The sequence below is a fragment of the Streptomyces qaidamensis genome, from assembly GCF_001611795.1.
GTDB classification, from domain to species: Bacteria; Actinomycetota; Actinomycetes; order Streptomycetales; family Streptomycetaceae; genus Streptomyces; species Streptomyces qaidamensis.
The window spans coordinates 2,583,038-2,607,823 of sequence record NZ_CP015098.1 but is presented as its reverse complement, the minus strand read 5'-3'; the positions used below and the strand labels follow the sequence as shown (position 1 = coordinate 2,607,823).

Below are 24,786 nucleotides of genomic sequence, written 5' to 3'. Positions count from 1 at the left end.
CCGACAGTCGGCCCCGACCGGCCCGCCGCCTCAGGCGTACCGCTCCATCAGCCCCTCCACATACGCCTCCAGCCGCTCGCCCAGCACCTGCGGCGTCAGATCGGTCCGGCCCAGCTCCCGCCACGGCCCCGCCAGCTTCGCCGCGTCGGGGACGTAGGCCAGGGCGTCGAGCAGCCGCCAGTACAGATGCTCGGGGCCGTCGGCCAGGCGCAGCCCGCCCAGGGCCTCGTAGCGCTCCCGGAAACCGAGGCCGTACTCGGGGCCGAACAGCAGCGCCAGTGCCGTCGAGCAGTGGGCGACGTCAAGGTCGGCGGGCCCCCACGACGTCTCCACCCAGTCGACGACACCACTGATCCGCATATCGGCCCCCGAACCCGTGAACAGGACGTTCCCGGGGTGGAAGTCCCGGTGCAGGAAGCAGCCCTCGTACGGCGGGGGATCGCGGCGGATGACGTCCACGGCCCGCTCCCACCCCGCCGGGACCGCCGCCGGCGACGTCCACGCCTGGTACGCACGCGGACGCTCCCGGGGGACGATCCGGTGGATCCGGGCCAGCTGACCCGCCAGCAGGTCCACCCGCGGGCCGACGTCCTCCTCGTCGACCCGGACCCGCCCCGGCAGCACCGACATCAACAGGGACGGATGGTCGCAGTGCTCACCGGTCGCGTCGACACCGGTCAGCTCGGCGGCCGGTACGCCCTCCTGCTCCGCCAGCAGCGTGAGGATCTCCGCCTCGCGGGCCAGCAGCCCGGGCGCGTGCCGCCGGAAGAAGGGCTTCACGAAGGTCCGCAGCGCCAGCTCGGTGCCGTCGTCGAGGGTGAGCCGCCGCATCTGGGCGCTCCAGCCGCCGGTCAGAAAAGCCGACTTGTCGATGGTGCGGCCCTCCGGGAGTTGCTTGGCCACCCATGCGCGGGTCGCCGTCCAGCCCTGCTCGCCGAGCCCGGTCAGCACAGCGGTGACGAACTCCCGGCGGTCCTCGGGGTGGTCGCGGAACCACGGTCCCAACCGGTGCCCGGCGTGCGGGAGTTCCCAGTGGGTGAACTGGGCGCGCCGGGCCAGCGCCTCGGAGAACGCCTCCGTCACGGCGGGCGGGATCACCTCGTCCGTGCCCGGCACCACGAGCACCGCCCGTCCCTCGAAAGCCCGCAGCACGTCGAGCGCCGGGGCCGCGCGCCAGCTCCCCGGCCTGCGGATGATCTCGCTGAACCGCCCGTCGCCGGCGCCGAACGGCACGTCCCACGCCTCGGCCGCGTACACCGCCGGCGCGCACAGCCCCAGGGCCGCCACCCGGTCCCCGTACCGCCGCACGAGATCCGCCACCGTCTGGCCGCTCATGCTGAACCCGACCAGGACCAGCGGCGCGTCCCCGCACCCATGGGCGTCGATGACGGAGACGGCCTGTTCGAAGCGGCGGCGCAGGCTCAGCTCCGTCAGCAGGCCCGTGCTCTCTCCGTGCCCCGAGAAGTCGAAGGCGAGGGAGTGACAGCCGTGGGCGGCGAACTCCGACAGCAGCGGCACCAGCCGCTCCTTGCTTCCGTTGCCGGCGCCGTGCAGCAGGACGACCGTGGCCCGGGCCGGCCGGCCACCGCCGGTGACCAGCCCGCTGAGCCGTTCGCCGCCGACGACGTGATGGAAAGGGATCAGCTCACTCATCCGGCCATTCACTCACGCCGCCCCGGCCCCCGAGGGGCGCTCACAGCCCTGGCGCCCCCCACACCGGGAACCAGCGGCCCAGGTCCGGCTCCAGACGCAGATCGCCGGAGAGCGCGGCCCGCACCTGGAGTTCGAGCGGGTTGTCCCGCCGCTCCGTGCCGTCCGGCAGGGGCGCGAAGGGGTAGAACGTGCCGCGTTTGTAGAGGTAGACCAGCGCGAGCCGCCGGCCGGAGCGGTCCTCGAACCCGGCCAGGGAGCACAGCAGCTGGGGACCGAACCCGTTGACCTCCAGCTGGCTGTTCACGGCGTGCAGATCGTTCACGAGCGCGGAGAGCTGGTCGGGGGAGCGGCGCGAGACCAGCCACGAGTAGCCGTAGTCGTCCTGCCGCAGCTCCACCGGCCTGCCGTCGCGGTCGGTGTCGGCGTCCAGCAGGGCCTGCACCTCGCGGTGGGACTGCTCGAAGGCCGCGCCCTCGACGGTGGCGAAGCACACCGCGCCCTGCCCGGTCGGTGTGAAGCCCGCGGCGGCCTCCAGCGTCACGGCCGCCGAGGGCAGCGCGAAGAGCCGGTCGAGATCCGCCCCGACCGGTTTCGTCCGGCCGAGCAGGATGTCCAGGAGTCCCATACGCCGGTCACATCCCTCCGGGTGGCGCCGCCTCGCCCAGCTCGGCGGAGATCCGGCCCAACTGGTCGAGCCGCTGCTCCAGGCTCGGGTGGGTCGAGAAGAGCCGCGCGATCCCGGGCTCGCGGCCCAGCGCCGGCGTGAAGTAGAAGGCGTTGAAGGCCTGGGCCGTGCGCAGGTCCCTGGCCGGGATGCGGGCGATGTCGCCGGAGACCTTGGTGAGCGCGGAGGCCAGCGCCGAGGGCCGGCCGGTGAGCAGCGCGGCCGCCCGGTCCGCGGCCAGTTCCCGGTACCGGGACAGGGCCCGGATCAGCAGGAAGCTGATCGCGTAGACGGCCGCCGACACACCCATCACCGCGGCGAAGACGGCCGCCGTGTTCTGGTCCCTGCGGCCTCCGCCGAACAGCTGCGAGTAGAAGGCGAACCGCACGATCAGCCCCGCGATCACCCCGAGGAACGACGCGACGGTGATCACGGCGACGTCCTTGTGCGCCACGTGCGACAGCTCGTGCGCGAGCACGCCCTCCAGCTCGGCCGGCTCCAGCCGCCGCAGCAGCCCGGTCGTCACACACACCACCGCGTGATCCGGATTCCGCCCCGTCGCGAACGCGTTCGGCATGTCCATCGCCGACACGGCGACCACCGGCGCCGGCATGTCGGCCAGCGCGCACAGCCGGTCGATCACCGCGTACAGCTCGGGATACTCCTCCCGCTGCACGACCCGCCCGCGCATGGCGTACAGCGCGATCCGGTCGGAGAACCAGTACTGAGCGCCGAGCAGCGCCGCCGCGATCACCACGACCAGCACCCACGATCTCAGCAGCACCATCAACGCGGCGACGAACCCCACGTACAACAATCCGAGCAGGAACAGCGTGATCCCCATACGGGTGGTCAACCGCCGATCGCTCCGGAAGCGGCTGTGCATCTGCCTCACCCCGCAATCACGCACTCGTCCCACCGCCAGTGTGCACCCGGGCCCTGCCATGAGGGGGTCGTGATCGCTCCCAGGACCGGCAAAGCCGTCAGCCGCCGGCGGTCACCGCGTAGCCGGGCACGGACGGCCACCGCACCGTCAGCACGACCGACTCCTCCTCCGCACGCCACGAGTGATCGACGCCACGCCCTCACACCACGTAGTCCCCCTGCCGCTCCAGCAGCACGCTCCGCCCGGGCAGCTCGACCCGGAAACGCCCGCTGACCAGGACCAGGAGCGCGGTCCGTTCCTCCCCCTTCACCCACTGCGAGCGCTCGTCACCGCGCGGGTGCACACCCCACTTGATCTCCACCGCCTCGCTGTGCCGCGGATCCCCGGCGTCCTTGAAGTGCCCGAGGATCCATCCCCGGTCCAGCGCCGCGTCCTGGCCGGCGTTACCCACGTACACGCTGTCGCTCACGGGGCCGGACGGTAGCAGCCGCGCCCGCGAACGACCCGGAGCCGCCCGGCTCAGCCCCGCGCATCCGCCAGCCGGCGCGCGGCGATCCGCACATGCCGGGGCCGCTCCGCCGAGAGGCGCTCGGCAAGCCACGCCTCCGGCAGCAGCGCCGCGGACGGCAACAAGGCAGCCGTGACCTCGCGTACGACGCAGGGCGCGGAGTCTTCGAGCAGGGGCCGCAGTTCTTCCACGACCGTCACGTCCAGCGTGTGCAGGCCTGCCACCGCCCGGGCCCGTACCGTCGGCACGCGGTGGGTGAGCAGCGGCCGTAGCAACGCGGCGTCTTCTCGCTCACCGCACTCCGCCAGTCCGATGACCGCGCCGGGCTGCAGCGCCGGGTCTGTCGCCTGTGCGCATCGTTGCCGGTACCAGGGCAGGGGATCTGTCCCGCATTGCCGTACGACATACCGCGCACAGGCCCGCACCAGTGCCGACCGGTCGGCCAGGAACTCCAGTCCCCGCTCGGGCTGCCCGGCCCGCCGCAGTGCCGTGACGCCCGCAGACCGGGCACGCGGGTTGCGGGCGGCGAGCAGCGGTTCGAGCACGTCGTCGAAGTCGCCGTCCTCGCGCACGGCGGCCAGTGCCGCCTCGGCACACAGGTCCTGCACGACGATGTCGTCGTCCCAGGCGGCGGTACGGGCGAGCCGGGCGGGGGAGAGCAGCGACTCCTCGGCGGCCAGCCGGTACGCGAACCGTCGTACGGTGCGGTCGGGGTGGATGAAAAGGGTGGAGAGCGGTCCGTGCGGCGCCCGGCGCAGCAGCGCGCCGAGCAGTTCCACGCCGTGCGCTCCTCGCTCGCGACGGCCGATGCGCAGGATGAGGGGCGCGAGCGCGACACCGGTGGACGCGTCCAGGCTCGCCCGCAGCAGGTCTCGGGCCCTGTCCCGTACCGGTGCGGCCCAGTCCGCGGCCCGCACGACGACCAGGGACATCAGAGCGGGGTGGTCCCCGGCCAGGGCGAGGGCCGCTTCGCGGGTCCGGCCGTCCGGGTGGCAGAGCGCCACCGCGAGCCGGGGTTCGATGGAGGGCGCGTCGACGGGCTCAGGCCGCCACCGGGACGACCGGAAGACCCAGCGCCCGTTTCCGATCCGCCGCGGCGGGCCGGTCGCCCCGCCCAGCCCGTCCACCCACGCCCTGTCCGGCAGGTCGGCCCCGTGACAGCCCCACGCCCGCACACCTGCGTCCAGTCCGGTCCAAGCGGCCGGATCCGCGACGTCGAGCACCTCGTCGAGAGGCGCCCCCTGGGCCAGCCGCGCCGCGGCCGCTTCTCCGCTCCGGATGTCCTCGTTCACGCCCGTCCTCGCCCGACTTTCTGTTTCGGGGGATCGTAGGCGTAGCGACAGCGACCGGCTCGCGGATTATCGCGGGGTGCCTAGTACGGCGCCCGGAAGTTGATGTACCCCAGGAGCACGATCACCGCCGCCACGCAGCCCAGCACCACAGCGGTCGAGATCCACGAGGAGCGGCGGCTGGAGCCGACGTGCTCCGGGTCGGGCCGGAAGGGCACGGGCCCGGGCGGGTTGTGCTTCCAGCGGGCGGCGAGCATACGGGCCCGGGCCGAGGGCTCCTTGTGCTCGGCTCCGTCCGCCCATCTGAGATCGAACTCGCGCTCGTGCTCGTCCCGCTCGGACATCCCGTTACCTCTCTCGAACAACAGTGTCAGCGTCAATGATCCCGCCTCCGCGCCCCGTCTGTGAAGCCGGATTCTTCGGAATCACCGCCTCCGCCGCCCAGTTCCCGCCGGACTTCACGCCAGGCCCGGATGATGTGCGGCAGCCTCGACAACACGTCGCTGACCTGAGCCAGCAGGAGTGAGACGGTTCCGAAGAACGCCAAGATCAAGAGGACGATGTCGTCCCAGGACATCAGTGACTCTCCGTTTCCAGAGACTGCGCCGACGTACGGCGCCCGGTGGAAGCCCGAGCGTCGGGACGGTTCGCCGGCAGTACCCGGTCGAGCCACTTCGGAGGAGAGCCGAGATGCCTCAGCGTGGTTCGGGCATCGGAGCCGTACACGGCGTGTCCGTGGCGGAAGCGCAGTTGCAGGCCGCCGAGGGGCTGATCGCGGTGCGTCAGGTGGAAGGTGCACTGGCGGAGGTAGAAGCGATCGTCCGGGTCCCTGAGCGCGTCGCAGGAGCAGTGACAGCGATCGACACGCAGCGCCGGCCCCCATATCGGGTCCAGAAGTCTGTTCAGAAAGTCGTCGTGTCCGGGTGGGGCATCGAGAACCGTGTCCAACTCGAAGATCCATTCGTCACCCGTGATCCATGAGCGGGTGGAGTACGCGGAGCCCGACGTGTGGAAGAGCGCGATGCGGCGCAGCAGAGCGGATCCGATCCAATCGAGGTCCCGCTCGGCCCTCCATGACTCTCCGTAGCTGCTGATGTGGGCCTTTTCGTACTCCGTGAGCGAGCCGCTTCGCCACAGTGGTGGGAACCCCGCTTCCTCGTAGCGGTGCCACCGTTCGTCGAGCAGCTCTTCCCATCGCGTGCCGGGAATGCCGCGCAGGACGATGCGGGAGAAATCGCCGCTCAGGGTGAGGTGGAGGTCTGCTCCCTCGATGCCGGCCACCCGGAGACCGACGATACCGGTCACCTGGACACCTGGCTCCGCGCAGGGAAGGAGCTTGTCCAGCGCATGGGCACTGCGCGGGTACAGCGTTCCGCTGCTGAACGTGGTGTGACCGTCGAGTTCGACGAGAGCCGAGCCGCAGCCCGGACGGACACGGGCGATGCCGAGAGGGTGGGACCACCACTGTCCGCCACCACCCAGTTTGGCCAGGACTTCCGCTTCGAGGCGCGCCTGAGTCCCGGTGGCCCCCGGGATCGGGTGCCGGTTGTCTCCGCCACGCAGAGCATGCCGAGACATCTGAAATGGCTCACCGGTGTACATCTGCCGCGTACGGGCCAGCCTGGTGAGACGTCCACCCGTGGTCATGCGAGATCCGTCCCCGAACGCCGCCGCCCCTCGGCATTCGACAACTGATCTGCGCGCCCATGACGTGGGCGCCGGCGGACAGTGTCATCCAGCGACAGGTGGGGCTATGGCTCCTTCATCCGCAAGGACCCTGCACAGGGGCGGCGCAGGACCGGGATCGGCCGCCTGACGGCCGTCCCTCATTTTGCCCGACAAAAGGAGCTGCCAACAAGAAGGAGCCACCGAGGATCACCGACTAAGCGGGTGGCCGGACAGACGAGGAACATCGAGGCTCATGCCCCGAAGCTCGCTACCGGGTGGCCCAGGTGCATGCCGAGTGGCTGTGCGGCACGACCCTGATGCGGGCGTCTTCCAGCCGGATGCTGGTCTTCTGCCTGGCGGCGGGGTTCCAGAAGTCGACCCGGTCACCGGTCTGCCCGAAGATCACCACCGGGCTGCCAGGGGGAGGCGGAGCCCCGTAGTACGGGACTTCGCGGGAGATCGTCTCCACGCAGGCGTACTCGGCACTGACGCCGAAGTACTCCGGGATGTCCCGGCCTGCCGCAGCGAGCGCGCGGTTCTGGGTGCCGCTGCTCGCCGCCGTGTGGAGGATGAGCAGGCTGAACGCCATGCCCAGCCCTATGCCCATGCTCATCGCCGGCGCCCAGGACAGCCACGGGCCCCTGACGCGCAGGGAGGGAGCGAGAAATCGCATCCACCCCAGGTACGCCACGGGCAGCAGAGCGCCGGCGACGAACACACACAGCATCCACAGCCCTGCTTGAACGGCACCCAGCCCGTCACTCCCGGGTGCGGGGCGCAGCCCGAAGGGGGACAGATACGCCCGCTGGACCAGCGCCCCGAGCCAGGGCACCAAGGGAACGGCGAGAGGGATGGCCAGCGGGACGAGCCACGGGAGGGCACGATGCGTGGGGGTGCGCCGCACTGCCAGAAGCGTTCCGCCCAACAGGTAGCTCCCGGTGAGGACGATGAGCGGAGCACCGACTCGGGGGCTGTCCGCACCGACCGCGGGCCAGAGCCCGGCGCCGAGCAGGCTGATCACGGTCGCGGTGAAGACGAAGGCCAGAAAGGCCAGTACGTGCCCGCCCCGGGACGCCGAAGGCTTGCCGACCTCGTGAATCTGCGGGTCGAGCCGGCGCAGCGGCAACGAGTGGTGGGCAAACTCGGCCCGAGCGGCGCGCCGGGTACGTGCCAGCCGCCGCGGCCGGGGTTCGTCGAGCTCGGTCGGTACCCGGACCAGCCGGACCGTGCCCGCGTGCGGATCGTGATCACCGGTCCGGGCGGCCATGTGGAGGGTGTGGCGGATGCGGTGGCGCACCGTCTTGCGCCTGCCCCGCAGATGCCATTCGATCTGTGGCTGGTGCATGCGCTCGACGAGGGTGGCATCGCGACAGTACAGGGACAACTCGGCGTTCTGGGCCAGCGTGTCCAAGGTGGAGACCGCCTGCTCGACCGCTGTCTCGCGAACTCCGCGGATCCGCACCTCTATCGTGCGCAGCGTCCAGCCCGCGTCCGCGGTCACCGTGGTCTCGTCGGCCAATGGCTCGCGGATGGGCCACCCCATCGCCTCGCACACCTGCTGCAGCAGGTCCACCTCCTCGGGGCGGTCCAGGACTGCGGTGACGACGTGGACGCGGCGGTTGAAGGGAAGCCCGGCCGGGCCGGCGGGCCCCGGGTCCGGCTGCGAGGGGGAACTCTGCCGGGTCGGGCCCGGTGCGGAACTCGGCGTGCTCATAGCTGAATTCTGCCGTCATGGCCTACGCAACCAGCGAGGGCCGCCACCCCATCGGGGTAGCGGCCCTCGTGACGCTGCGTATGGTCGGAGTGTGCTCACGGGCCTGGGCCCATGACATCCGACTCCGCTTCCTAGACGTCGAAGTACAGCTCGAACTCGTGCGGGTGCGGACGCAGCTGAAGCGGCGCGATCTCGTTCGTGCGCTTGTAGTCGATCCACGTCTCGATCAGGTCCGGGGTGAACACGTCACCCTGGAGCAGGAACTCGTGGTCGGCCTCCAGGCGGTCGAGGACGGCCGGGAGGGAGGTCGGCACCTGCGCGACGCTCGCGTGCTCCTCGGGAGCCAGCTCGTAGAGGTCCTTGTCGATCGGCTCGGCCGGCTCGATCTTGTTCTTGATGCCGTCGAGGCCCGCGAGGAGGAGGGCCGAGAAGGCGAGGTACGGGTTGCCGGAGGAGTCGGGCGCGCGGAACTCGACGCGCTTTGCCTTCGGGTTGGAGCCCGTGATCGGGATACGCATGGCCGCGGAGCGGTTGCGCTGGGAGTACACCAGGTTGATCGGCGCCTCGAAGCCCGGGACCAGACGGTGGTAGGAGTTCACCGTCGGGTTGGTGAAGGCCAGCAGCGACGGGGCGTGCTTGAGGATGCCGCCGATGTAGTAGCGGGCGGTGTCCGACAGACCCGCGTAGCCGGCCTCGTCGTAGAAGAGCGGCTGGCCGCCGGTCCACAGCGACTGGTGCACGTGCATGCCCGAGCCGTTGTCACCGAAGATCGGCTTCGGCATGAAGGTCGCGGTCTTGCCGTTCTGCCAGGCCACGTTCTTCACGATGTACTTGAAGAGCTGGAGGTCGTCGGCCGCGGCGAGCAGCGTGTTGAACTTGTAGTTGATCTCCGCCTGGCCGGCGGTGCCCACCTCGTGGTGCTGGCGCTCGACCTGGAGGCCGGAGGCGGCCAGCTGGAGGGAGATCTCGGCACGCAGGTCGGCGAAGTGGTCGACCGGCGGGGTCGGGAAGTAGCCGCCCTTGTAGCGGACCTTGTAACCACGGTTGTTCTCGACCGCACCGGTGTTCCAGGCGCCGGCCTCGGAGTCGATGTGGTAGAAGCTCTCGTTCGCCGAGGTGGAGAAGCGGACCGAGTCGAAGACGTAGAACTCGGCCTCGGGGCCGAAGTACGCGGTGTCCGCGATACCGGTCGACGCGAGGTAGGCCTCGGCCTTCTTCGCCACGTTGCGCGGGTCACGGGAGTACTGCTCGCCCGTGATCGGGTCGTGGATGAAGAAGTTCATGTTGACGGTCTTGTCGCGGCGGAACGGGTCGACCCGGGCGGTCGACAGGTCCGCGCGGAGCGCCATGTCGGACTCGTGGATGGCCTGGAAGCCGCGGATCGAGGAGCCGTCGAAGGCGAGCTCCTCGGCCGGGTCGAAGGCCTCGGCAGGGATCGTGAAGTGCTGCATCACGCCCGGCAGGTCGCAGAAGCGGACGTCGATGAACTTGACGTCCTCGTCCGCGATGTACTTCTTGGCCTCGTCGGCGTTCTGGAACATCCAGCTCCTCCTACTCCCGACCGTCCCGCCGGGGTGGTAGTTCGTTCGTGCGGCCAGTGCGGGTGGCACACGCTGACCTCGACCCTAGGGACGGGTGGTTTCTCGGGCGTGACTCATTTGTTTCGCACAAGTTAACCGGCTCACCCTCCACCGTAGCCCGGACACACCCCGCCGTGCCCTGGTCATTTGGGGGCGCAGTACCGTGGACGGGTGGACAACAGGCAAGCACTCGGATCGTGGCTTTCCGGGCCCCGCGCGGCCGCGGAAGAGGCCGGTGTCGACTTCGGATACCGGGGTGAACAGCTCGGTCTGCCCGAGGAGGGACCCGGCTCGATCGCCCGTCCGGGCCGCCGGCTCGGCGCCCTCGCGGTCGACTGGGGTCTGTGCCTCCTGATCGCATACGGTCTCATCACCCAGAGCTACAACGAGGCGGCCCAGATCTGGGCGCCGCTCATCATGTTCGCGCTGATGGTCCTCACGGTCGGTACGGTCGGCTTCACTCCGGGCAAGCGCCTGCTCGGCCTGCGGGTGCTCGCCCTGGACACCGGCCGGGTCAGCCCGTGGCGCGCCGCACTGCGCACGGTCCTGCTCTTCCTCGCGATTCCCGCCCTGATCTGGGACCGCGACGGCCGCGGCCTGCACGACCGCCTGGCCGGCACGGTCGAGGTCCGCATCTGACCCGGGGAACGAACCGACCGACATGAACGAGGGGCGCCCGGTCACACCGGGCGCCCCTCGTTCATGTCGTGTGCGGGGTGTCAGCGAGCCTTCGGCCCGCCCTTCGGCAGCCGCATGCCCTTCGGCATCGGCCCCTTCGGCAGCGGCATGTTGCTCATCAGGTCACCGAGGGCGCGCAGCCGGTCGTTGGTGGCCGTGACCTGCGGGCCGGTCAGCACGCGCGGGAGCTTCAGCATGGTCGTCCGCAGCTTCTTCAGCTCGACCTGGCCCTCGCCCGTGCCCACGACCAGGTCGTGCACGGGGACGTCCGCGACGATGCGGTTCATCTTCCGCTTCTCGGCGGCCAGCAGGGTCTTCACCCGGTTCGGGTTGCCCTCGGCGACCAGCACGATGCCGGCCTTGCCGACCGCGCGGTGCACCACGTCCTGATTGCGGTTCATCGCCACCGCGGGGGTCGTCGCCCAGCCCCGGCCGATGTTGTCGAGCACCGCCGCCGCGGCGCCGGGCTGTCCCTCCATCTGCCCGAAGGCGGCCCGCTCGGCCCGGCGCCCGAACACGATCGCCGACGCGAGGAAGGCGAGCAGGAGGCCCAGGATGCCGAGATAGATGGGGTGACCGATCAGGAAACCGATCGCGAGGAAGACACCGAAGGTGACGATTCCGACTGCCGCGAGTACAAGACCGATCTTCTTGTCGGCCTTGCGGGTCATCTTGTAGGTCAGGGCGATCTGCTTCAGTCGCCCGGGGTTCGCAGCGTCCGCTGCAGGTTCCTTCCTCGCCATGCCCCGAAGTCTACGTGGCCCCACAAGCGCCGACGACGGCAGTGCCCGCCGGGGGCCCTTTGAGGGAGGGCCGGGGTCAGGGACGGACGGACAGGGACTGCTCGATGACGCGCTGCGTCTCGACCCGGTCCTTGGCCCGACGGCGGTCCTCCAGCACGGAGGTCCAGGCGTTGCGGCGGGCGGTGCGCTGACCGCTGCTCATCAGCAGCGACTCGACGGCACGCAGTGCGGTCGTGAAGGACGGGATGGCGGTGGCGCGGACGGGCGGCGCGGCCTGCATGGGTGAGGTCCCCCCTCAAGTGATGGGTGTACGTGCTGTGAGTTCAGCGTCACTGATTGGTGTTACCAGGGCGTGACCGGCCGGTCAAACACCCATGAAGCGCCGGCGGGGAGTGGTGGAACGCCGACGCGGTCCTGACATGTGCCCTCATCTGCGAGGACGGTCAGGACCGCGTCGAATCGGTCACTACCGGCGAGTAGCCTCTTGTGCGCGAATTCACACGCTTGTCCGCCCCGGGGTGGACAGTGAAGGTGACGGCGTGTCAGACGGCCTGCGCCGCGACGTACCCGTCGCGCTTCTCCACGGCCATCCGGTAGAGCCGTCCGGCACGGTACGAGGAGCGCACCAGCGGCCCGGACATCACGCCGGAGAAGCCGATCTGCTCGGCCTCCTCCTTCAGCTCCACGAACTCGTGCGGCTTCACCCAGCGCTCGACGGGGTGGTGGCGCACCGAGGGCCGCAGGTACTGCGTGATGGTGACCAGCTCGCAGCCCGCCTCGTGCAGCTGCTTCAGCGCGTCACTGACCTCCTCGCGGGTCTCACCCATGCCGAGGATGAGGTTCGACTTGGTGACCAGGCCGTAGTCGCGCGCCTCGGTGATGACCTTCAGGGAGCGCTCGTAGCGGAAGCCGGGGCGGATGCGCTTGAAGATCCGCGGGACCGTCTCGACGTTGTGCGCGAAGACCTCGGGCCGGGAGGAGAAGACCTCCTCCAGCTGCTCCGGGACGGCGTTGAAGTCCGGGGCGAGCAGCTCGACCTTGGTGCGTCCGGCCTCGCGTCCGGAGGTCTGCTGGTGGATCTGGCGCACGGTCTCGGCGTACAGCCAGGCGCCGCCGTCCTCCAGGTCGTCGCGGGCGACGCCGGTGATCGTGGCGTAGTTCAGGTCCATGGTGACCACGGACTCGCCGACCCGGCGGGGCTCGTCACGGTCGAGCGCCTCGGGCTTGCCGGTGTCGATCTGGCAGAAGTCGCAGCGCCGGGTGCACTGGTCGCCGCCGATCAGGAAGGTCGCCTCGCGGTCCTCCCAGCACTCGTAGATGTTCGGGCAGCCGGCTTCCTGGCAGACCGTGTGCAGACCCTCGCTCTTCACGAGCTTCTGCATCGCGGTGTACTCGGGGCCCATTTTCGCCCGGGTCTTGATCCACTCGGGCTTGCGCTCGATGGGGGTCTGGCTGTTGCGGACCTCCAGGCGCAGCATCTTGCGTCCGTCGGGTGCGACTGCGGACACGACCGGCTCCCTAGCGATTGATTCTTCGGCGTCCTCAAGGGTACGCCCGTTGATTTGAATGCCTGTGTGGGCGCTACCCCTCCAGCTCCGCCACGGGCCGATTTATGCCGCCGGCGTCTTCTCGATCTCCCGCGGCTTCAGCTCCGCGTTCGCCAGGACGTCCCGCAGATGGCGCTCGACGACCGGCAGGACCTCCTCGATCGTCACGTCCCGGCCCAGCTCGCCGGCCAGCGACGCGACGCCCGCGTCCCGGATGCCGCACGGGATGATCCGGTCGAACCACTTGTTGTCGGGGTTCACGTTGAGCGCGAAACCGTGCATGGTGACGCCCTTGGCCACGCGGATTCCGATCGCGGCGATCTTGCGGTCCTCCCGGCGCTGGCCCGCGTTGGACGGCGCGTACTCCGGGCCGTTCATGCGCGGGTCGAACTCCTCGTCGTGCAGCCGGGGGGCGAAGTCCAGCGAGAGGCCGCCCGGCGCGGGGCGCTGCTCGACCGGGTCGCCCAGGATCCACACGCCGCTGCGACCCTCGACCCGGCTGGTCTCCAGGCCGAAGTCCGCGCAGGTACGGATCAGGGCCTCTTCGAGGCGGCGTACGTGCGCCACGACGTCCACCGGGCGCGGGAGCTTCTGGATCGGGTAGCCCACCAGCTGGCCAGGGCCGTGCCAGGTGATCTTGCCGCCGCGGTCGACGTCGATGACGGGCGTGCCGTCGAGGGGCCGCTCGTTGTCCGCCGTGCGCCGTCCGGCCGTGTAGACCGGGGGGTGTTCCAGGAGCAGCACGGTGTCGGGGATCTCGTCGGCGAAGCGCGCGGCGTGCACCCGGCGCTGTTCGTCCCACGCCTCCTGGTACTCGACGGCCTCGTCACCGAACCCCATGCGGACGAACCGCAACTCACTCACGGCAAGCGCCTCCCTCGGACGGGTGTATCAGGCACGTAGCGCGCCCAAGCCACTGTACGTCCGGCCCGGACACGTCAGTCCCGGAGCCAATCCTCACACGATCGGATGAATGTCCGGGAAAATGTGTGATGGGGTGCTTACTCTCCGCTACATTCGCGCCGTCCAGCAAGCCAAAAGGCCTGCTCACAGGCAATCCGGCACGTCACCAACACCGGAAGGCAGGAGACCGCACCGCACCATGACGGAACGACCCGCGCAGCGCACCCCCAACCGACAGCTCGCCGCGCTCATCGCAGAAGCGGGGTTCTCCAACGCGGGACTCGCCCGTCGCGTGGACCAGCTCGGTCTCGAACACGGGCTTGATCTGAGATACGACAAGACCTCCGTCACCCGGTGGCTGCGCGGTCAGCAGCCCAGGGGCACCACGCCCGCCCTGATCGCCGAGGTCTTCACCCGGCGCCTCGGCCGCCGCCTCACCGCCCAGGACCTCGGCCTGGACGCCTGCGCCCCGGTCTACGCCGGGCTGGAGTTCGCCGCCACCCCCGAGGAGGCCGTCGACATCGTCAGCGGGCTGTGGCGCAAGGACTCCGGCAGCCACGCCGAGCTCCGCAAGATCGCCTTCACCCCGGCGGGGCTCGTCGTGCCCAGCCGCGACTGGCTGATCGGCCGGGCCGACGAGAAGGTCGCCCGGGGCGAACCGGCCGCCGCCCGCATCCCGGTCCAGGGCCGCCCGGCCCTGCGCCCCACGGCCACGCCCGAGCAGGGCGTGCCGTCCCTGCCCCGCCAGCGCGGCCAGGCCGAACGCGGACCCGGCCAGAAGGTCACCGCCGGCGACATCGCCGCCCTGCGCTCGGTCGGCGAGCTGTTCCGCACCCTCGACGACGCCTACGGCGGCGGTCACGCCCGCCAGGCCCTCGTGCGCTACCTGGAGCACGAGTGCGAGCCCATGCTGCGCGGCACCTACGGCGAGCAGACCGGCCGCCGGCTGTTCGCGGCCGCCGCGGACCTGACCCGGCTCGCGGGCTGGACGTCGTACGACATCGCCGCGCACGGACTCGCCCAGCGCTACTTCGTGCAGGCGCTGCGGCTCGCACAGGCGGCCGGAGACCGGACGTACGGGTCCTACGTGCTGGTCACCATGAGCCGCCAGGCCGTCTACCTCGGGCACGGGCGGGAGGCCGTCCAGCTCGCCCGGGTGGCGCAGCAGGGCGTCGGCACATCCGGGCCCCCCGTCGTCCAGGCCCTGTTGCACGCCTCGGAGGCGCGCGGGCACGGGGTGCTCGGCGAGGTCCGGGCCTGCACCGCCGCCCTGGTCCGCGCGGAACGCGCCCTGGAGACGGCCCGGCCCGGGGACGACGTCCCGCACTGGGCGAAGTTCTTCGACGAGGCCCAGCTCGCCGACGAGTTCGGCCACTGTCACCGCGACCTGCAGCAGTTCCGCGCCGCCGCCCAGCATGCGGAACGCTCACTCCAGCTGCGGGCCCCCTCCTTCGCCCGCAGCCGCCTCTTCTGCCGCGTGGTCCTCGCCACCGCCCGCCTGGGCCTCGGCGAACTCGACCAGGCCTGCCAGCTGGCCGCGGAGGCGGCGGGCCAGGCCGCGGAGATGCGCTCGGTGCGGGCGGTGGAGTACGTGAGGGACTTCGAGCGACGCCTGGAGCCGTACAAGGACGCGGCGCCGGTGCGTACCTACCGCGACAAGGTAGCGGCGTTGGGGTGAGGTTCTCGGGGGCACGGGGCTGTGTCGGTGTGCGGCTCCGCCGCGTGGGCGCGAAACACCCCCACGCGCCCGCACCCGACGAACCGCCTACGCAGCCCGTGGCACAGTCGGCAGCGGATCGGCGACATGCATCGACCGCCCCGCCCCCAAGTCCGCCAAGATCGCCGCCGACGCCCGATGCCCGGAGTGCAAAGCGCCCTGGACCGTACTGGTGTCCCGGTGATCCCCACACACATACAGGCCCGCGAGCAACCGCACCGGCCGCCGCAGATCATGCGGCGGCCGCATCGCCGGCACCGCCTCCACCGTCTGGTGCACGGCCAGCGTCTCCCACCGCGCCGTCGGCACCCCGTACAACCGCGCCAGATGCATCCGCACCGCGGTGTCGACATCGCCCGGCGGCCGTCCCAGCACCGTCGACGACACCAGCGCCCGCCCCGCCGGCGCCCGGGTCGGATCGACGAGACTGACCACCGCCGTGTGCGCGACCGGCCCGCCCAGATCGGCGTCGAGCAGCAGCGACGCCCCCGTCCCCGGCGGCTCGTCGGTCGTGTGGTGCACCACCGTCACCGGATGGAAGTCCGGCACCCGCAAGCCGGGCAGCAGCTCGGCCGCGGCCCGCGCGCCCGTCGCCACCAGGACCGCCCGGCACCGGATCTCACCGTGCTCCGCGGTGGTCACCGAGGTCGTCGAAACGGAGGTGACACGGACGCCGGTGTGCACCGTGCCCGGCGGCAGTGTGCGCGCCAGCGATTCCGGCAGGGCGTCGGCGCCGCCCTCCGGCAGACACAGCCGCCCCCGGGCGAAGGCGCGCAGCGCGAGGTCCGCGCACCGGCTGGACGTCGTCAGACCCGGGTCGCACAGCAGCGCGGCGAGCAGCGGGCGCAGGAAACCGTCGATCGTTCGGGCGGGCAGCCCGCGTGCCGCAAGGGCCTCACCGGCGGGCAACTCCGGGCGGGACAGCAGCCGTTCGGCCGGGGTCCCCGCCAGGCGGGACAGGGCGGCACCCAGCCGGGCCTGGTCGACGGCCGTGCCGAGCGGGGCGCCGGACCGGCTGCGGGGGACGGAGACCTGCCGGCCGGGCACGGCCACCGGCCTCCTGGGCGGCCTCGGTGCGGACGGCGGCCGGGGAGCACTCGCCAGCGTGCGTACCGCGTGCAGTGCGCCCCGTGCGCCCCCTGCGCCCGGCTGGACGCCGGCGCGGTGATGGCGTCCGTCGCCGTGCAGCAGGACACCGGGCGTGAAGGGCCGCAGCACCAGCCCGTCCAGACCGGGTGTCAGCCGTAGTTCGGGATACGCCGTGGACAGCAACTGGCCGATCCGGTCGAGCCGGAAGCCGTCGACCTTCTCCGTCGCCATGCGGCCGCCGACCCCGTGGGCGGCCTCCAGGACCATGGTCGTCACTCCTGCGCTGGTCAGCCGGTGCGCGGCCGAGAGTCCGGCGACCCCGGCCCCCACGACGACCACGTCCGCCTGGTACGCGGGCTCAAGCACGTGCCCCTCCTCGAGGTTGCGCGGGCGCTGGAGACGTCATGCCCTCAACAGGCCGCAGGGATACGCGAGTTCTGGTCGAGGGTAGGACCGTGATCGGTCAGCGGGAGTCGCGCATCGGCAGGGCACGGTCGCACGGTGGTCGCATACGGATGCCTTGTGGGCATGAAGTGGTCGCAGGAGGCTGGTGTGCGGCGCGGACGAGCTGTCTCGGAAAGGCCGGTCGGATCCCGGACAGACGGCCGGTCCGTACCGCTGCCGTCGCCGACCCGTACCCCGAGGCGCCCGCCGGGGCCCGGCCCCGCAGGCCGGGGAGCCGTCACAGCGCGGCCCGGATCGCTCCCTCGATCTCCGGGAAGGCGAACCGGAAGCCCGACTCCAGCAGCCGCGTCGGCAGCACCCGGACGCTGCCGAGGACGTCCCCGGCCATCTCGCCGAGCACCGTCCGCAGCACGGCCGCGGGCACCGGGAACAGCGTCGGGCGGTGCAGCACCCGCCCCATCGCCGCCGTGATCTCACGGTTCGTCACGGGGTTCGGGGCGGTGACGTTGAACGGCCCGGACAGACCGTCGGTGTCGATCAGGTGCCGGATCGCGGCGACCTCGTCGTGCAGCGCGACGAACGACCAGTACTGCCTGCCGTCGCCCATCCGCCCGCCGGCCCCCGCCCGGAACAGCGGGAACAGCCGGGCCCAGGCGCCGCCCTCGCGGGACACGACAAGACCGGTCCGGGTGAACACCGTGCGGACACCGGCCTTTTGGGCCGGCGCGGTGGCCCCCTCCCACTCCACGCACAGCTCGGGCAGGAAACCCTCCCCCGCGGGCGTGCTCTCGTCGGCCGGCCGCTCACCGGTCTCGCCGTAGTAGCCGATGCCGCTGCCGTTGACGAAGACGCGCGGCCGTTCCTTCGCGTCCAGCGACGCCACCGCCCCGGCCAGGGCCGCCGTGCCGTTCACGCGACTGTCGCGGATCCGCTGCTTGTAGGCGTCCGTCCAGCGCCGGTCGCCGACGCCGGCCCCCGCCAGATTGACCACCGCGTGGCACCCGGCGAGCCCGGCCGCGTCCACCCGCCCGCCCTCGGGGTCCCAGCGGATCTCTCCGGCCGCCCGGGGCGTGCCGCGCACCAGACGGCGCACCTCGTGGCCGTCGGCGGTCAGGGACCGCACCAGAGCACCGCCGATGAGACCGGACGCACCCGCCACCGCGATTCTCGAACGCTCCATGAACCCATCCTGCCGCTCGGCTCCGCAAAACCCCTGCAAGGTCGTGATCCGCTCGCCGTAGGGTGACGCCCATGCCCGAGCTCCCCGGACCGCACATCCGTACCGCCCGGCCCGACGACGACGGCGAGCTGGCCCTGCTCGACCGGATCGCCTGGTCGCACCTGCACGCGGTCACTCCCGAGCCCCAGCCGCCCTACGCGCCCTTCTTCAGCGAGCGGCACGCCCCCGAGAACTGCCTCGTCGCCGAACTCGACGGCCGTCTCGCGGGCTACGTCCACCTCGGTTTCCCCACACCGCTCGACTCGAACCGGCACGTCCGCCAGATCCAGGGCCTCGCCGTCGCCGAGGAGGCGCGCGGCCGTGGGGTCGGCCGGGCGCTGGTCCGGGCCGCCGTCGACGCGTCCCGCCGGCGCGGCGCCCGCCGCATCACCCTGCGGGTCCTCGGGCACAACATCCCGGCCCGGGCGCTCTACGAGGCCGAGGGGTTCGTGGTCGAGGGGGTCCTGCCCGGGGAGTTCCTGCTCGACGGGGCGTACGTCGACGACGTGTTCATGGGGCGGTTCCTGTGAGCCGGAGCTACGACGCTGCCAGCTCGCCCGTGTCCACCGGTGCCGTCGCGGCCGCGCCGTCGCGCGCGTCTGAGGCGACCTCGTCCGCCGTCAGGACGTAACCCGTCTCGGCGTCCGTGGTGGAGCGGGCGAAGACCACGCCGAACACCCGGCCGTCCGTGGTGAGCAGCGGGCCGCCGGAGTTGCCCGGGCGGACGGTGGAGCGGATCGAGTAGATCTCCCGTGTGGCCGTCCCGTCGTTGTAGATGTTCTGGCCCGTCGCCCGCACCCGGTTCGCGACCGTCGCCGCCTGGAGGTTCAGGTCGCCGTCCTCCGGATAGCCCGCGACCACCGCCGAGTCGCCCCGCCCGGCGTCGTCGTCGAAGCGCAGCACGGGCGCCTTCAGACCCGGCACGTACAGCACGGCCACGTCCTTCTGCGGGTCGAAGAGCACCACCCGCGCCTCGTACGTCCGCCCGACCCCGCCGATCTGCACGGTCGGCTCGTCGATGCCCGCCACCACATGGGCGTTGGTCATCACGCGCTCGCGCGCGTAGACGAACCCGCTGCCCTCACGGCCCTGTGTGCCCGCCACCCCCTCGACCTTCACCGTGCTCCGCTTGGCGGCGTCGGTCGCGGCGGCCGTGACGCTGTCGCCGGTGGGCTTGGCGACCTCGGCCGTCGACTCGTTCTCGAAGGGGTTGAAGACCTGTGGGAAGCCCGCCTGCGTCAATGCGGACGTGGCCTCCGAGAACCAGCCCGGTGTCGTGTCCGGCATCGTCCGCTGCACGGCGCCGAGCAGGCGTGAGTCCCGGATGGCCGAGGTGACCAGGGGCGACGAGGACGCGCCCAGGACGCTCGCGGCCACCCACGCCACGATCAGCACGGCCACCGCGTTGGCCACGGCCCCGCCGATCCCGTCCGCCACTCTGAGCGGCCCCCGGTCCAGCTCCCGCCGCAGCCGCAGCGCGAGGCGCCCCGCCAGCTCGTGCCCCACGACCGCCGGGAGCAGCACCGTGAACACCGCCGCCAGCGTCGCCCGCGTCGTCCCCGGCTCCACCAGGTCCATCACCCACGGCAGGACCCACACGCCGACGACCGCACCGCCCACGAAGCCCGTCAGCGACACACAGCCGGCCACCAGCCCACGCCGGTACCCGGACGCAGCGTAGGCCAGAACGACCAGCAACAGCAGGATGTCGAGCAGGTCCACGCACGCCGCCTTTCTCTCGGAACCCCTTAATACGCGGGGGGAGGGCCCGGTGATCAGTCACACGCGCGCGCGATGATCGGAATCGGCCACGCGGGCGTGCATTCGGAAAAACGTCGCGGACCGTGACGATGGTTCCACCGGGTGGCACATCACACATCGCGGACGGACCGCATCAGGCCGACAGTGGGACCATGCGTGTCTTCCGAAGACGGCGGGGCAGACGCAGGCACTCCGCCCACGGGACACCCGGCACAGCCGGTCCGCCGCGCGCGGCCCGGGTCCTCCTCGGCTGCCTGCCGGGCGTTGCCGCCTTCGTGGCGCTGGTCCTGTGCGCCCACGGCGTCGAGAACGCCGCCGAGACCGGCTCCCGCGCCGCCCGGCCCCGCTCCGAAGCCACGCCCTACAGCGCCCCGCGCCCGCCCGTCGTGCCGAGGGCGCACTGGCTGGGCGACGCCGCCCGCCCGCAGCCCCGCCCGCGCTACGACGACCGGGTCGCCGCCGTCTTCGTCCACCACACCGACTCGCCCAACGGCTACGCCTGCGCCGACGCGCCCCGCATCATCCGGGACCTCTACACCGGCCAGACCGGCACCCGCGACTGGGACGACATCGGCTACAACTTCGTCGTCGACCGCTGCGGCACCATCTACGAGGGCCGCGCCGGGGGCGTGGAGCGCGCCGTCACCGGCGCCCACACCCAGGGCTTCAACCACCGCACCTCGGGCATCGCCGCCCTCGGCACCTTCACGGAGGGCATGCCCGTGCCACAGCCCATGATCCGCGCGATCGCCGCGCTGTCCGCCTGGAAACTGGGCCTGACCGGCACCGACCCGCGCGCGGACGTCCGCCTGGTCTCCAGCAACGGCCTGAGCCGGTACGCGGCCGGCTCCACCGCCCGGCTGCCCGCCCTCGCCGGCCACAACGACGGCTACATGACCAGCTGCCCGGGCGCCGCCCTGCACGCCCGCCTGCCCGAGATCAGACAGCTCGCGGCCCGGCTCCAGGGCCGCCCGGACGGTCCACAGCGAGGCCACAGCGAACGCGCAGCGTCCTGAGATCCCGGTCTCCTACGGTCGTCCGCACAGGCAGCCGACCGGAGGTGGGGACCATGAACAACGGTCGTACGAAGACCCCGGGGGAGACGCATGTGCGGACGGGGAGCACCCGCGGCCCCTGGGCGGTGCTCTGCGCGGTCGTGGCCGTGGTCCTGGGCCCGGCCGCGGTCACCGCGTCCGCCCTCGACCAGGCCAACGCCGCGCCGATGCGCCACACGGTGCGGGCCGAGCAGGCGCACGCGGACCCGCCGTCCGACACGAACCGCCGCCGCGTCGCCTGATCAGCCCCTGAAGCGCTCCCACAGCCGGGGGTAGCGCTCCGCGAGCAGGCCCTCGTTCTCGAAGTCGAGCGGGGTGCCCTCGGGTTCCGGGGGCGCGGGCGGAATCCCCAGATCGGGGGCGACCGTACCGGTGAGCTGCTCGTAGGCCTCGTCCGCCGCGTAGCCGAGCTCCTCGCCGTCGCCGTCGATCTCCTCGTCGAAGTCGCCCAGCAGCTCGGCGAGCGAGTCCGGATCGTGCACGGCGCCCTCGAAGACATGGCGGCCCTGGCCGATGAGCCAGCACCGGAAGAAGTCGAAGGCGTCGTCGCTCGCCCCGTCGAGCAGCACCCAGGCGGCGCCCCACAGGTCCCAGCGGTAGGCCCGGTTGTAGCGCGACTCGAAGTGCCGGGCGAAGTCCAGGACCGAGTCCGGGTCCAGCTGGGCGAGCCGGTCCACGAGCAGGTCGGCCTGCTCCTCCGGGTCGCCTTCGGCGGCCTCCCGGGCGTCGTCGACCAGCTCCCAGAACTCCGTCTCGTCCATCACGGGTCAAGCATCGGCCCTGGGGCACGGGGTCGCACCCGGAGTGCGCGGGATCGTTATGCGCCGTCCCGGGGCCGGTAGAGCCGGGCCAGCCGCGCCGCGTCCGCGGCGAACCGCTCGCGCAGGCCCGCCGGCGCCAGCACCTCCACCTCCGGGCCCAGGGCCGCCAGCTGCGTGTGGGCGACCTCCTCGGACTCCACCGGCAGCGCGACGGTCACCCAGCCGTCGCCGTCGGGGGCCTCCGCGTCCGCCAGCGCCTCCCGGGCGGTCAGCGCGTCCAGGGCGTACGGCAGTGCGCGCACGCCGTCGGGGGAAAGTCGCACCACGACCCGCGCCCGCAGGATGGACCGCGCGAACTGCTCCGCCCGCTCCTCCCAGAACGCGGGCAGATCGAACTCCGGCTCCCGCTCGAAGCGCTCGGCGCCCGGCTCCACGGCCGTGAACCGGTCGATCCGGTACACCCGGAAGGAGCCCCCGGCCACCCGCGCGCACAGGTACCAGACGCCCGCCTTCAGCACGAGCCCGTACGGTTCCAGCTCCCGGACGACCTCGTCCTCCTCGCGCCGGTAGCGGGCGCTGATCCGCCGGTCGTCCCAGACCGCGTCCGCGACGGCCGGCAGCAGCGCGGGCGTCTTCGGCTCCTTGAACCAGTTCGGCGCGTCCAGGTGGAACCGCTGGGCCGCCGTCCTGGACGCGTCCCGCAGGGACGGCAACAGCGCCGCCGACACCTTCAGCTGCGCCGCCGAGGCCGCGTCCTCCAGGCCCATCTCGCGCAGCGCCCCCGGCACCCCGGACAGGAACAGTGCCTCGGCCTCGCCGCGGTGCAGCCCGGTCAGCCGCGTCCGGTACCCGCCGACCAGCCGGTAGCCACCGGCCCGGCCCCGGTCCGCGTACACCGGCACGCCCGCCTCCGACAGCGCCTGGGCGTCCCGGGTGACCGTCCGCTCCGACACCTCCAGTTCACGGGCGAGCTCGGCGGCCGTCATGGAGGGCCGGGACTGGAGCAGCAGCACCATCTTGATCAGCCGGGCAGCACGCATGACCGCCATTGTGCCGGGCGTGCCACCTGCCTGGGTGTACACCCGGTGTGATCATGCCGTCACCGCTGTTAGCGTCGGTCGCAGTTCAGGTTGCAGAGGTTCGGTGGATCAATCGGAACGTCCCTCGACGAGGACACACATGGCGAAACAGCCTCGCGAACAATGGGCCACACGCACGGGATTCCTGCTGGCGGCGATCGGCTCCGCCATCGGGCTCGGCAACATCTGGCGCTTTCCCGCCGTCGCCTACGAGAACGGCGGCGGCGCCTTCCTCTTCCCCTATCTCATCGCCCTGCTCACCGCCGGTATCCCGCTGCTGATCATGGAATACGCGATCGGGCGCAGATACCGGACGTCTCCCCCGGCGGCGCTGCGGCAGATGGCGCGCCCGGCGGAGGTGATCGGGTGGTGGCAGGTGGCGATCTCCTTCGTGATCGCCACGTACTACGCGGTCATCATCGCCTGGGCGGTCCGTTACATCGGCTTCTCCGCCGACCAGGCCTGGGGCGACGACCCGGAGGGCTTCCTCTTCGGCAGCTTCCTCAAGGCGTCCGAGGAACCGGGCTTCGTCTCCGGCTATGTCTCCGGGGTGCTGTGGCCGCTCATCGCCGTCTGGGTGGCGGTGCTGGGCATCCTGGCGTTCGGCATCCGGCGCGGCATCGAGAAGGCCAACAAGATCTTCATCCCGCTGCTGGTGGTCTTCTTCGTCGCCCTGGTGATCCGGGCCCTCACCCTGGACGGTGCGGCGCAGGGGCTGGACGCCTTCTTCCGGCCCGACTGGTCGGAGCTCACCAACGGCAGCGTCTGGGTGGCCGCCTACGGCCAGATCTTCTTCTCGCTGTCGATCGGCTTCGGCATCATGATCACCTACGCGTCCTACCTGCGACGCCGCGCCGATCTCACCGGCTCCGCCCTGGTCGCCGGGTTCGCCAACAGCTCCTTCGAGATCCTCGCCGGCATCGGCGTGTTCGCCACGCTGGGCTTCATGGCGCAGGCCGCGGGGGTGCCCGTCGGCGACGTGGCGACCGCGGGGCTCGGGCTGGCGTTCGTCGCCTTCCCGACGATCATCTCCGAGATGTGGCTGGGCGGTGCCTTCGGGGTGCTGTTCTTCGTGTCCCTGGTGATCGCGGGTCTGTCCTCGCTGATCTCGATCGTCCAGGTGGTGGTCTCCGCGGTACAGGACCGCACCGGCATGCACCGCATCCCCGCCGTGTTCGGCGTGGGCGGCGCCGTGGCGGTGGCCTCGATCCTGCTGTTCCCGACCAACGAGGGCGTCTTCCTGCTCGACGCCTCCGACCACTTCATCAACCAGTACGGCATCGCGATGGCCGCGCTGGTCGGCGTGATCGCGGTGGCCTGGTTCATGCGCAAGCTGCCCGAACTGCAACGGGACGCCGACGCGACCTCCGCCGTGCGGCTCGGCCACTGGTGGCGCATCTGCCTCGGCATCATCACCCCGGTGGTGCTGGGCTGGATGATGATCGACAGCTTGCGTTCCGAGTTCGACGAGAACTACGAGGGCTACTCCACCGACTTCCTGCTGGGAGCGGGCTGGAGCGTGGCGATCGCGGCGCTGGTGGTCGGTGTGTTGCTCTCCCTCATCCCGTGGAAGGCGGCCGAGGGCGGACTGAGCGACCTGGACATGGAGTCCCCCGACGAGGCCGAGGCCCACCGCAAGCGGCACGGAAAGGAGGACCGCTGATGTCCGGCGGCGCCGTCATCATGATGATCATCGCGATCCTCATCGTCTGGGGCGGTCTGGGACTGGCCATCGTCCAGCTCCGCCGCCACCCCGACCCGGGACCGTCCGCGGAGGAGGCGACGCACCCGCACGCCGAGTAGCGTCCGGGTACCACACAAGCGGCCGCCGGCTCCCGGACAACTGGAGGCGGCGACCGCTTCGTCG

At 71.6% G+C, this 24,786-nt stretch carries 25 protein-coding genes and 1 pseudogene; 7 read left to right on the top strand and 19 right to left on the bottom strand.

From position 1 onward, the window contains the following. Positions 1-30: 30 nt before the first annotated feature. The 10 genes and pseudogenes from A4E84_RS11425 to glnA form a co-directional block, all read right to left on the bottom strand. The gene (locus tag A4E84_RS11425; protein WP_062926457.1) at positions 31-1,653 is read right to left on the bottom strand and encodes an alpha/beta fold hydrolase; all 1,623 of its coding nucleotides are present in this window, start codon (positions 1,651-1,653) and stop codon (positions 31-33) included. A 40-nt stretch (positions 1,654-1,693) separates the two neighbouring features. Further along, positions 1,694-2,278, bottom strand: a complete 585-nt coding sequence (gene pspAB, locus A4E84_RS11420; protein ID WP_062926456.1) for a PspA-associated protein PspAB — start codon at positions 2,276-2,278, stop codon at positions 1,694-1,696. A gap of 7 nt (positions 2,279-2,285) precedes the next feature. Beyond that, a complete protein-coding gene (gene htpX / locus A4E84_RS11415; RefSeq protein WP_062926455.1) occupies positions 2,286-3,203 on the bottom strand; it encodes a zinc metalloprotease HtpX in 918 nt (305 codons plus the stop codon). A 97-nt stretch (positions 3,204-3,300) separates the two neighbouring features. After that, positions 3,301-3,672, bottom strand: a pseudogene (locus A4E84_RS11410) (cupin domain-containing protein). Between the two features lie 50 nt (positions 3,673-3,722). Continuing rightward, positions 3,723-5,003 carry a hypothetical protein gene (locus A4E84_RS11405; protein ID WP_062926454.1) on the bottom strand — a complete coding sequence of 427 codons (1,281 nt, stop codon included), beginning with the start codon at positions 5,001-5,003 and terminating at the stop codon, positions 3,723-3,725. Between the two features lie 80 nt (positions 5,004-5,083). Beyond that, complete coding sequence (locus A4E84_RS11400) at positions 5,084-5,344, bottom strand: SCO2583/SCO2584 N-terminal domain-containing protein (protein WP_062926453.1); 261 nt, start codon at positions 5,342-5,344, stop codon at positions 5,084-5,086. A 32-nt stretch (positions 5,345-5,376) separates the two neighbouring features. After that, complete coding sequence (locus tag A4E84_RS11395; protein WP_062926452.1) at positions 5,377-5,577, bottom strand: hypothetical protein; 201 nt, start codon at positions 5,575-5,577, stop codon at positions 5,377-5,379. Beyond that, on the bottom strand, positions 5,577-6,602 hold the full coding sequence (locus A4E84_RS11390; RefSeq protein ID WP_159029563.1) for a hypothetical protein: 1,026 nt from the start codon (positions 6,600-6,602) through the stop codon (positions 5,577-5,579). The genes A4E84_RS11395 and A4E84_RS11390 overlap by 1 nt, the downstream gene beginning before the upstream one ends. A gap of 334 nt (positions 6,603-6,936) precedes the next feature. Next, positions 6,937-8,382 carry a hypothetical protein gene (locus A4E84_RS11385; protein ID WP_062926450.1) on the bottom strand — a complete coding sequence of 482 codons (1,446 nt, stop codon included), beginning with the start codon at positions 8,380-8,382 and terminating at the stop codon, positions 6,937-6,939. A gap of 131 nt (positions 8,383-8,513) precedes the next feature. Further along, positions 8,514-9,923 (bottom strand): type I glutamate--ammonia ligase, encoded by a 1,410-nt coding sequence (gene glnA / locus A4E84_RS11380; protein ID WP_062926449.1) that lies wholly within the window; start codon positions 9,921-9,923, stop codon positions 8,514-8,516. 210 nt (positions 9,924-10,133) lie between these two features. Here glnA and A4E84_RS11375 point away from each other — a divergent pair, with 210 nt between their 5' ends. After that, entirely contained in the window at positions 10,134-10,601 is a 468-nt protein-coding gene (locus tag A4E84_RS11375) for an RDD family protein (RefSeq protein ID WP_062926448.1), read from the top strand. 80 nt (positions 10,602-10,681) lie between these two features. Here the strand turns inward: A4E84_RS11375 and A4E84_RS11370 are convergent, their stop codons facing one another. The 4 genes from A4E84_RS11370 to lipB form a co-directional block, all read right to left on the bottom strand. Beyond that, complete coding sequence (locus A4E84_RS11370; RefSeq protein WP_062926447.1) at positions 10,682-11,383, bottom strand: DUF4191 domain-containing protein; 702 nt, start codon at positions 11,381-11,383, stop codon at positions 10,682-10,684. A 76-nt stretch (positions 11,384-11,459) separates the two neighbouring features. Continuing rightward, entirely contained in the window at positions 11,460-11,663 is a 204-nt protein-coding gene (locus A4E84_RS11365) for an SCO2195 family GlnR-regulated protein (RefSeq protein WP_030837456.1), read from the bottom strand. Between the two features lie 262 nt (positions 11,664-11,925). Next, a complete protein-coding gene (gene lipA, locus A4E84_RS11360; protein WP_062926446.1) occupies positions 11,926-12,891 on the bottom strand; it encodes a lipoyl synthase in 966 nt (321 codons plus the stop codon). A 102-nt stretch (positions 12,892-12,993) separates the two neighbouring features. Next, positions 12,994-13,794, bottom strand: a complete 801-nt coding sequence (lipB, locus tag A4E84_RS11355; RefSeq protein ID WP_062926445.1) for a lipoyl(octanoyl) transferase LipB — start codon at positions 13,792-13,794, stop codon at positions 12,994-12,996. Between the two features lie 238 nt (positions 13,795-14,032). Here lipB and A4E84_RS11350 point away from each other — a divergent pair, with 238 nt between their 5' ends. Beyond that, positions 14,033-15,511 carry a hypothetical protein gene (locus tag A4E84_RS11350; protein WP_062926444.1) on the top strand — a complete coding sequence of 493 codons (1,479 nt, stop codon included), beginning with the start codon at positions 14,033-14,035 and terminating at the stop codon, positions 15,509-15,511. Between the two features lie 87 nt (positions 15,512-15,598). Here the strand turns inward: A4E84_RS11350 and A4E84_RS11345 are convergent, their stop codons facing one another. Continuing rightward, positions 15,599-17,005 (bottom strand): NAD(P)/FAD-dependent oxidoreductase, encoded by a 1,407-nt coding sequence (locus A4E84_RS11345; RefSeq protein WP_062926443.1) that lies wholly within the window; start codon positions 17,003-17,005, stop codon positions 15,599-15,601. A gap of 316 nt (positions 17,006-17,321) precedes the next feature. Continuing rightward, positions 17,322-18,224 carry a TIGR01777 family oxidoreductase gene (locus tag A4E84_RS11340; protein ID WP_062926442.1) on the bottom strand — a complete coding sequence of 301 codons (903 nt, stop codon included), beginning with the start codon at positions 18,222-18,224 and terminating at the stop codon, positions 17,322-17,324. Positions 18,225-18,295: 71 nt separating this feature from the next. On the opposite strand from A4E84_RS11340, the gene A4E84_RS11335 reads away from it, so the two are divergent. Further along, a complete protein-coding gene (locus tag A4E84_RS11335; protein ID WP_062926441.1) occupies positions 18,296-18,793 on the top strand; it encodes a GNAT family N-acetyltransferase in 498 nt (165 codons plus the stop codon). Positions 18,794-18,800: 7 nt separating this feature from the next. Here the strand turns inward: A4E84_RS11335 and A4E84_RS11330 are convergent, their stop codons facing one another. Then, the gene (locus A4E84_RS11330; protein ID WP_062926440.1) at positions 18,801-19,985 is read right to left on the bottom strand and encodes a MarP family serine protease; all 1,185 of its coding nucleotides are present in this window, start codon (positions 19,983-19,985) and stop codon (positions 18,801-18,803) included. Between the two features lie 191 nt (positions 19,986-20,176). On the opposite strand from A4E84_RS11330, the gene A4E84_RS11325 reads away from it, so the two are divergent. Next, positions 20,177-21,040 carry a peptidoglycan recognition protein family protein gene (locus tag A4E84_RS11325; RefSeq protein ID WP_237304891.1) on the top strand — a complete coding sequence of 288 codons (864 nt, stop codon included), beginning with the start codon at positions 20,177-20,179 and terminating at the stop codon, positions 21,038-21,040. A gap of 53 nt (positions 21,041-21,093) precedes the next feature. Continuing rightward, positions 21,094-21,321, top strand: coding sequence for a hypothetical protein (locus tag A4E84_RS11320; protein WP_062926439.1), 228 nt, complete (start codon positions 21,094-21,096; stop codon positions 21,319-21,321). Here the strand turns inward: A4E84_RS11320 and A4E84_RS11315 are convergent, their stop codons facing one another. Beyond that, positions 21,322-21,840 (bottom strand): DUF4240 domain-containing protein, encoded by a 519-nt coding sequence (locus A4E84_RS11315; RefSeq protein ID WP_062926438.1) that lies wholly within the window; start codon positions 21,838-21,840, stop codon positions 21,322-21,324. It abuts the gene before it with no gap. A gap of 56 nt (positions 21,841-21,896) precedes the next feature. Continuing rightward, positions 21,897-22,880, bottom strand: a complete 984-nt coding sequence (locus tag A4E84_RS11310) for a helix-turn-helix transcriptional regulator (protein WP_062931400.1) — start codon at positions 22,878-22,880, stop codon at positions 21,897-21,899. Between the two features lie 139 nt (positions 22,881-23,019). Between A4E84_RS11310 and A4E84_RS11305 the strand changes: the two genes are divergently transcribed. Continuing rightward, positions 23,020-24,582, top strand: a complete 1,563-nt coding sequence (locus A4E84_RS11305) for a sodium-dependent transporter (RefSeq protein ID WP_062926437.1) — start codon at positions 23,020-23,022, stop codon at positions 24,580-24,582. Continuing rightward, a complete protein-coding gene (locus A4E84_RS40530) occupies positions 24,582-24,722 on the top strand; it encodes a methionine/alanine import family NSS transporter small subunit (RefSeq protein WP_079128938.1) in 141 nt (46 codons plus the stop codon). Before A4E84_RS11305 ends, A4E84_RS40530 begins: the two co-directional genes overlap by 1 nt. Positions 24,723-24,786: the final 64 nt, after the last annotated feature.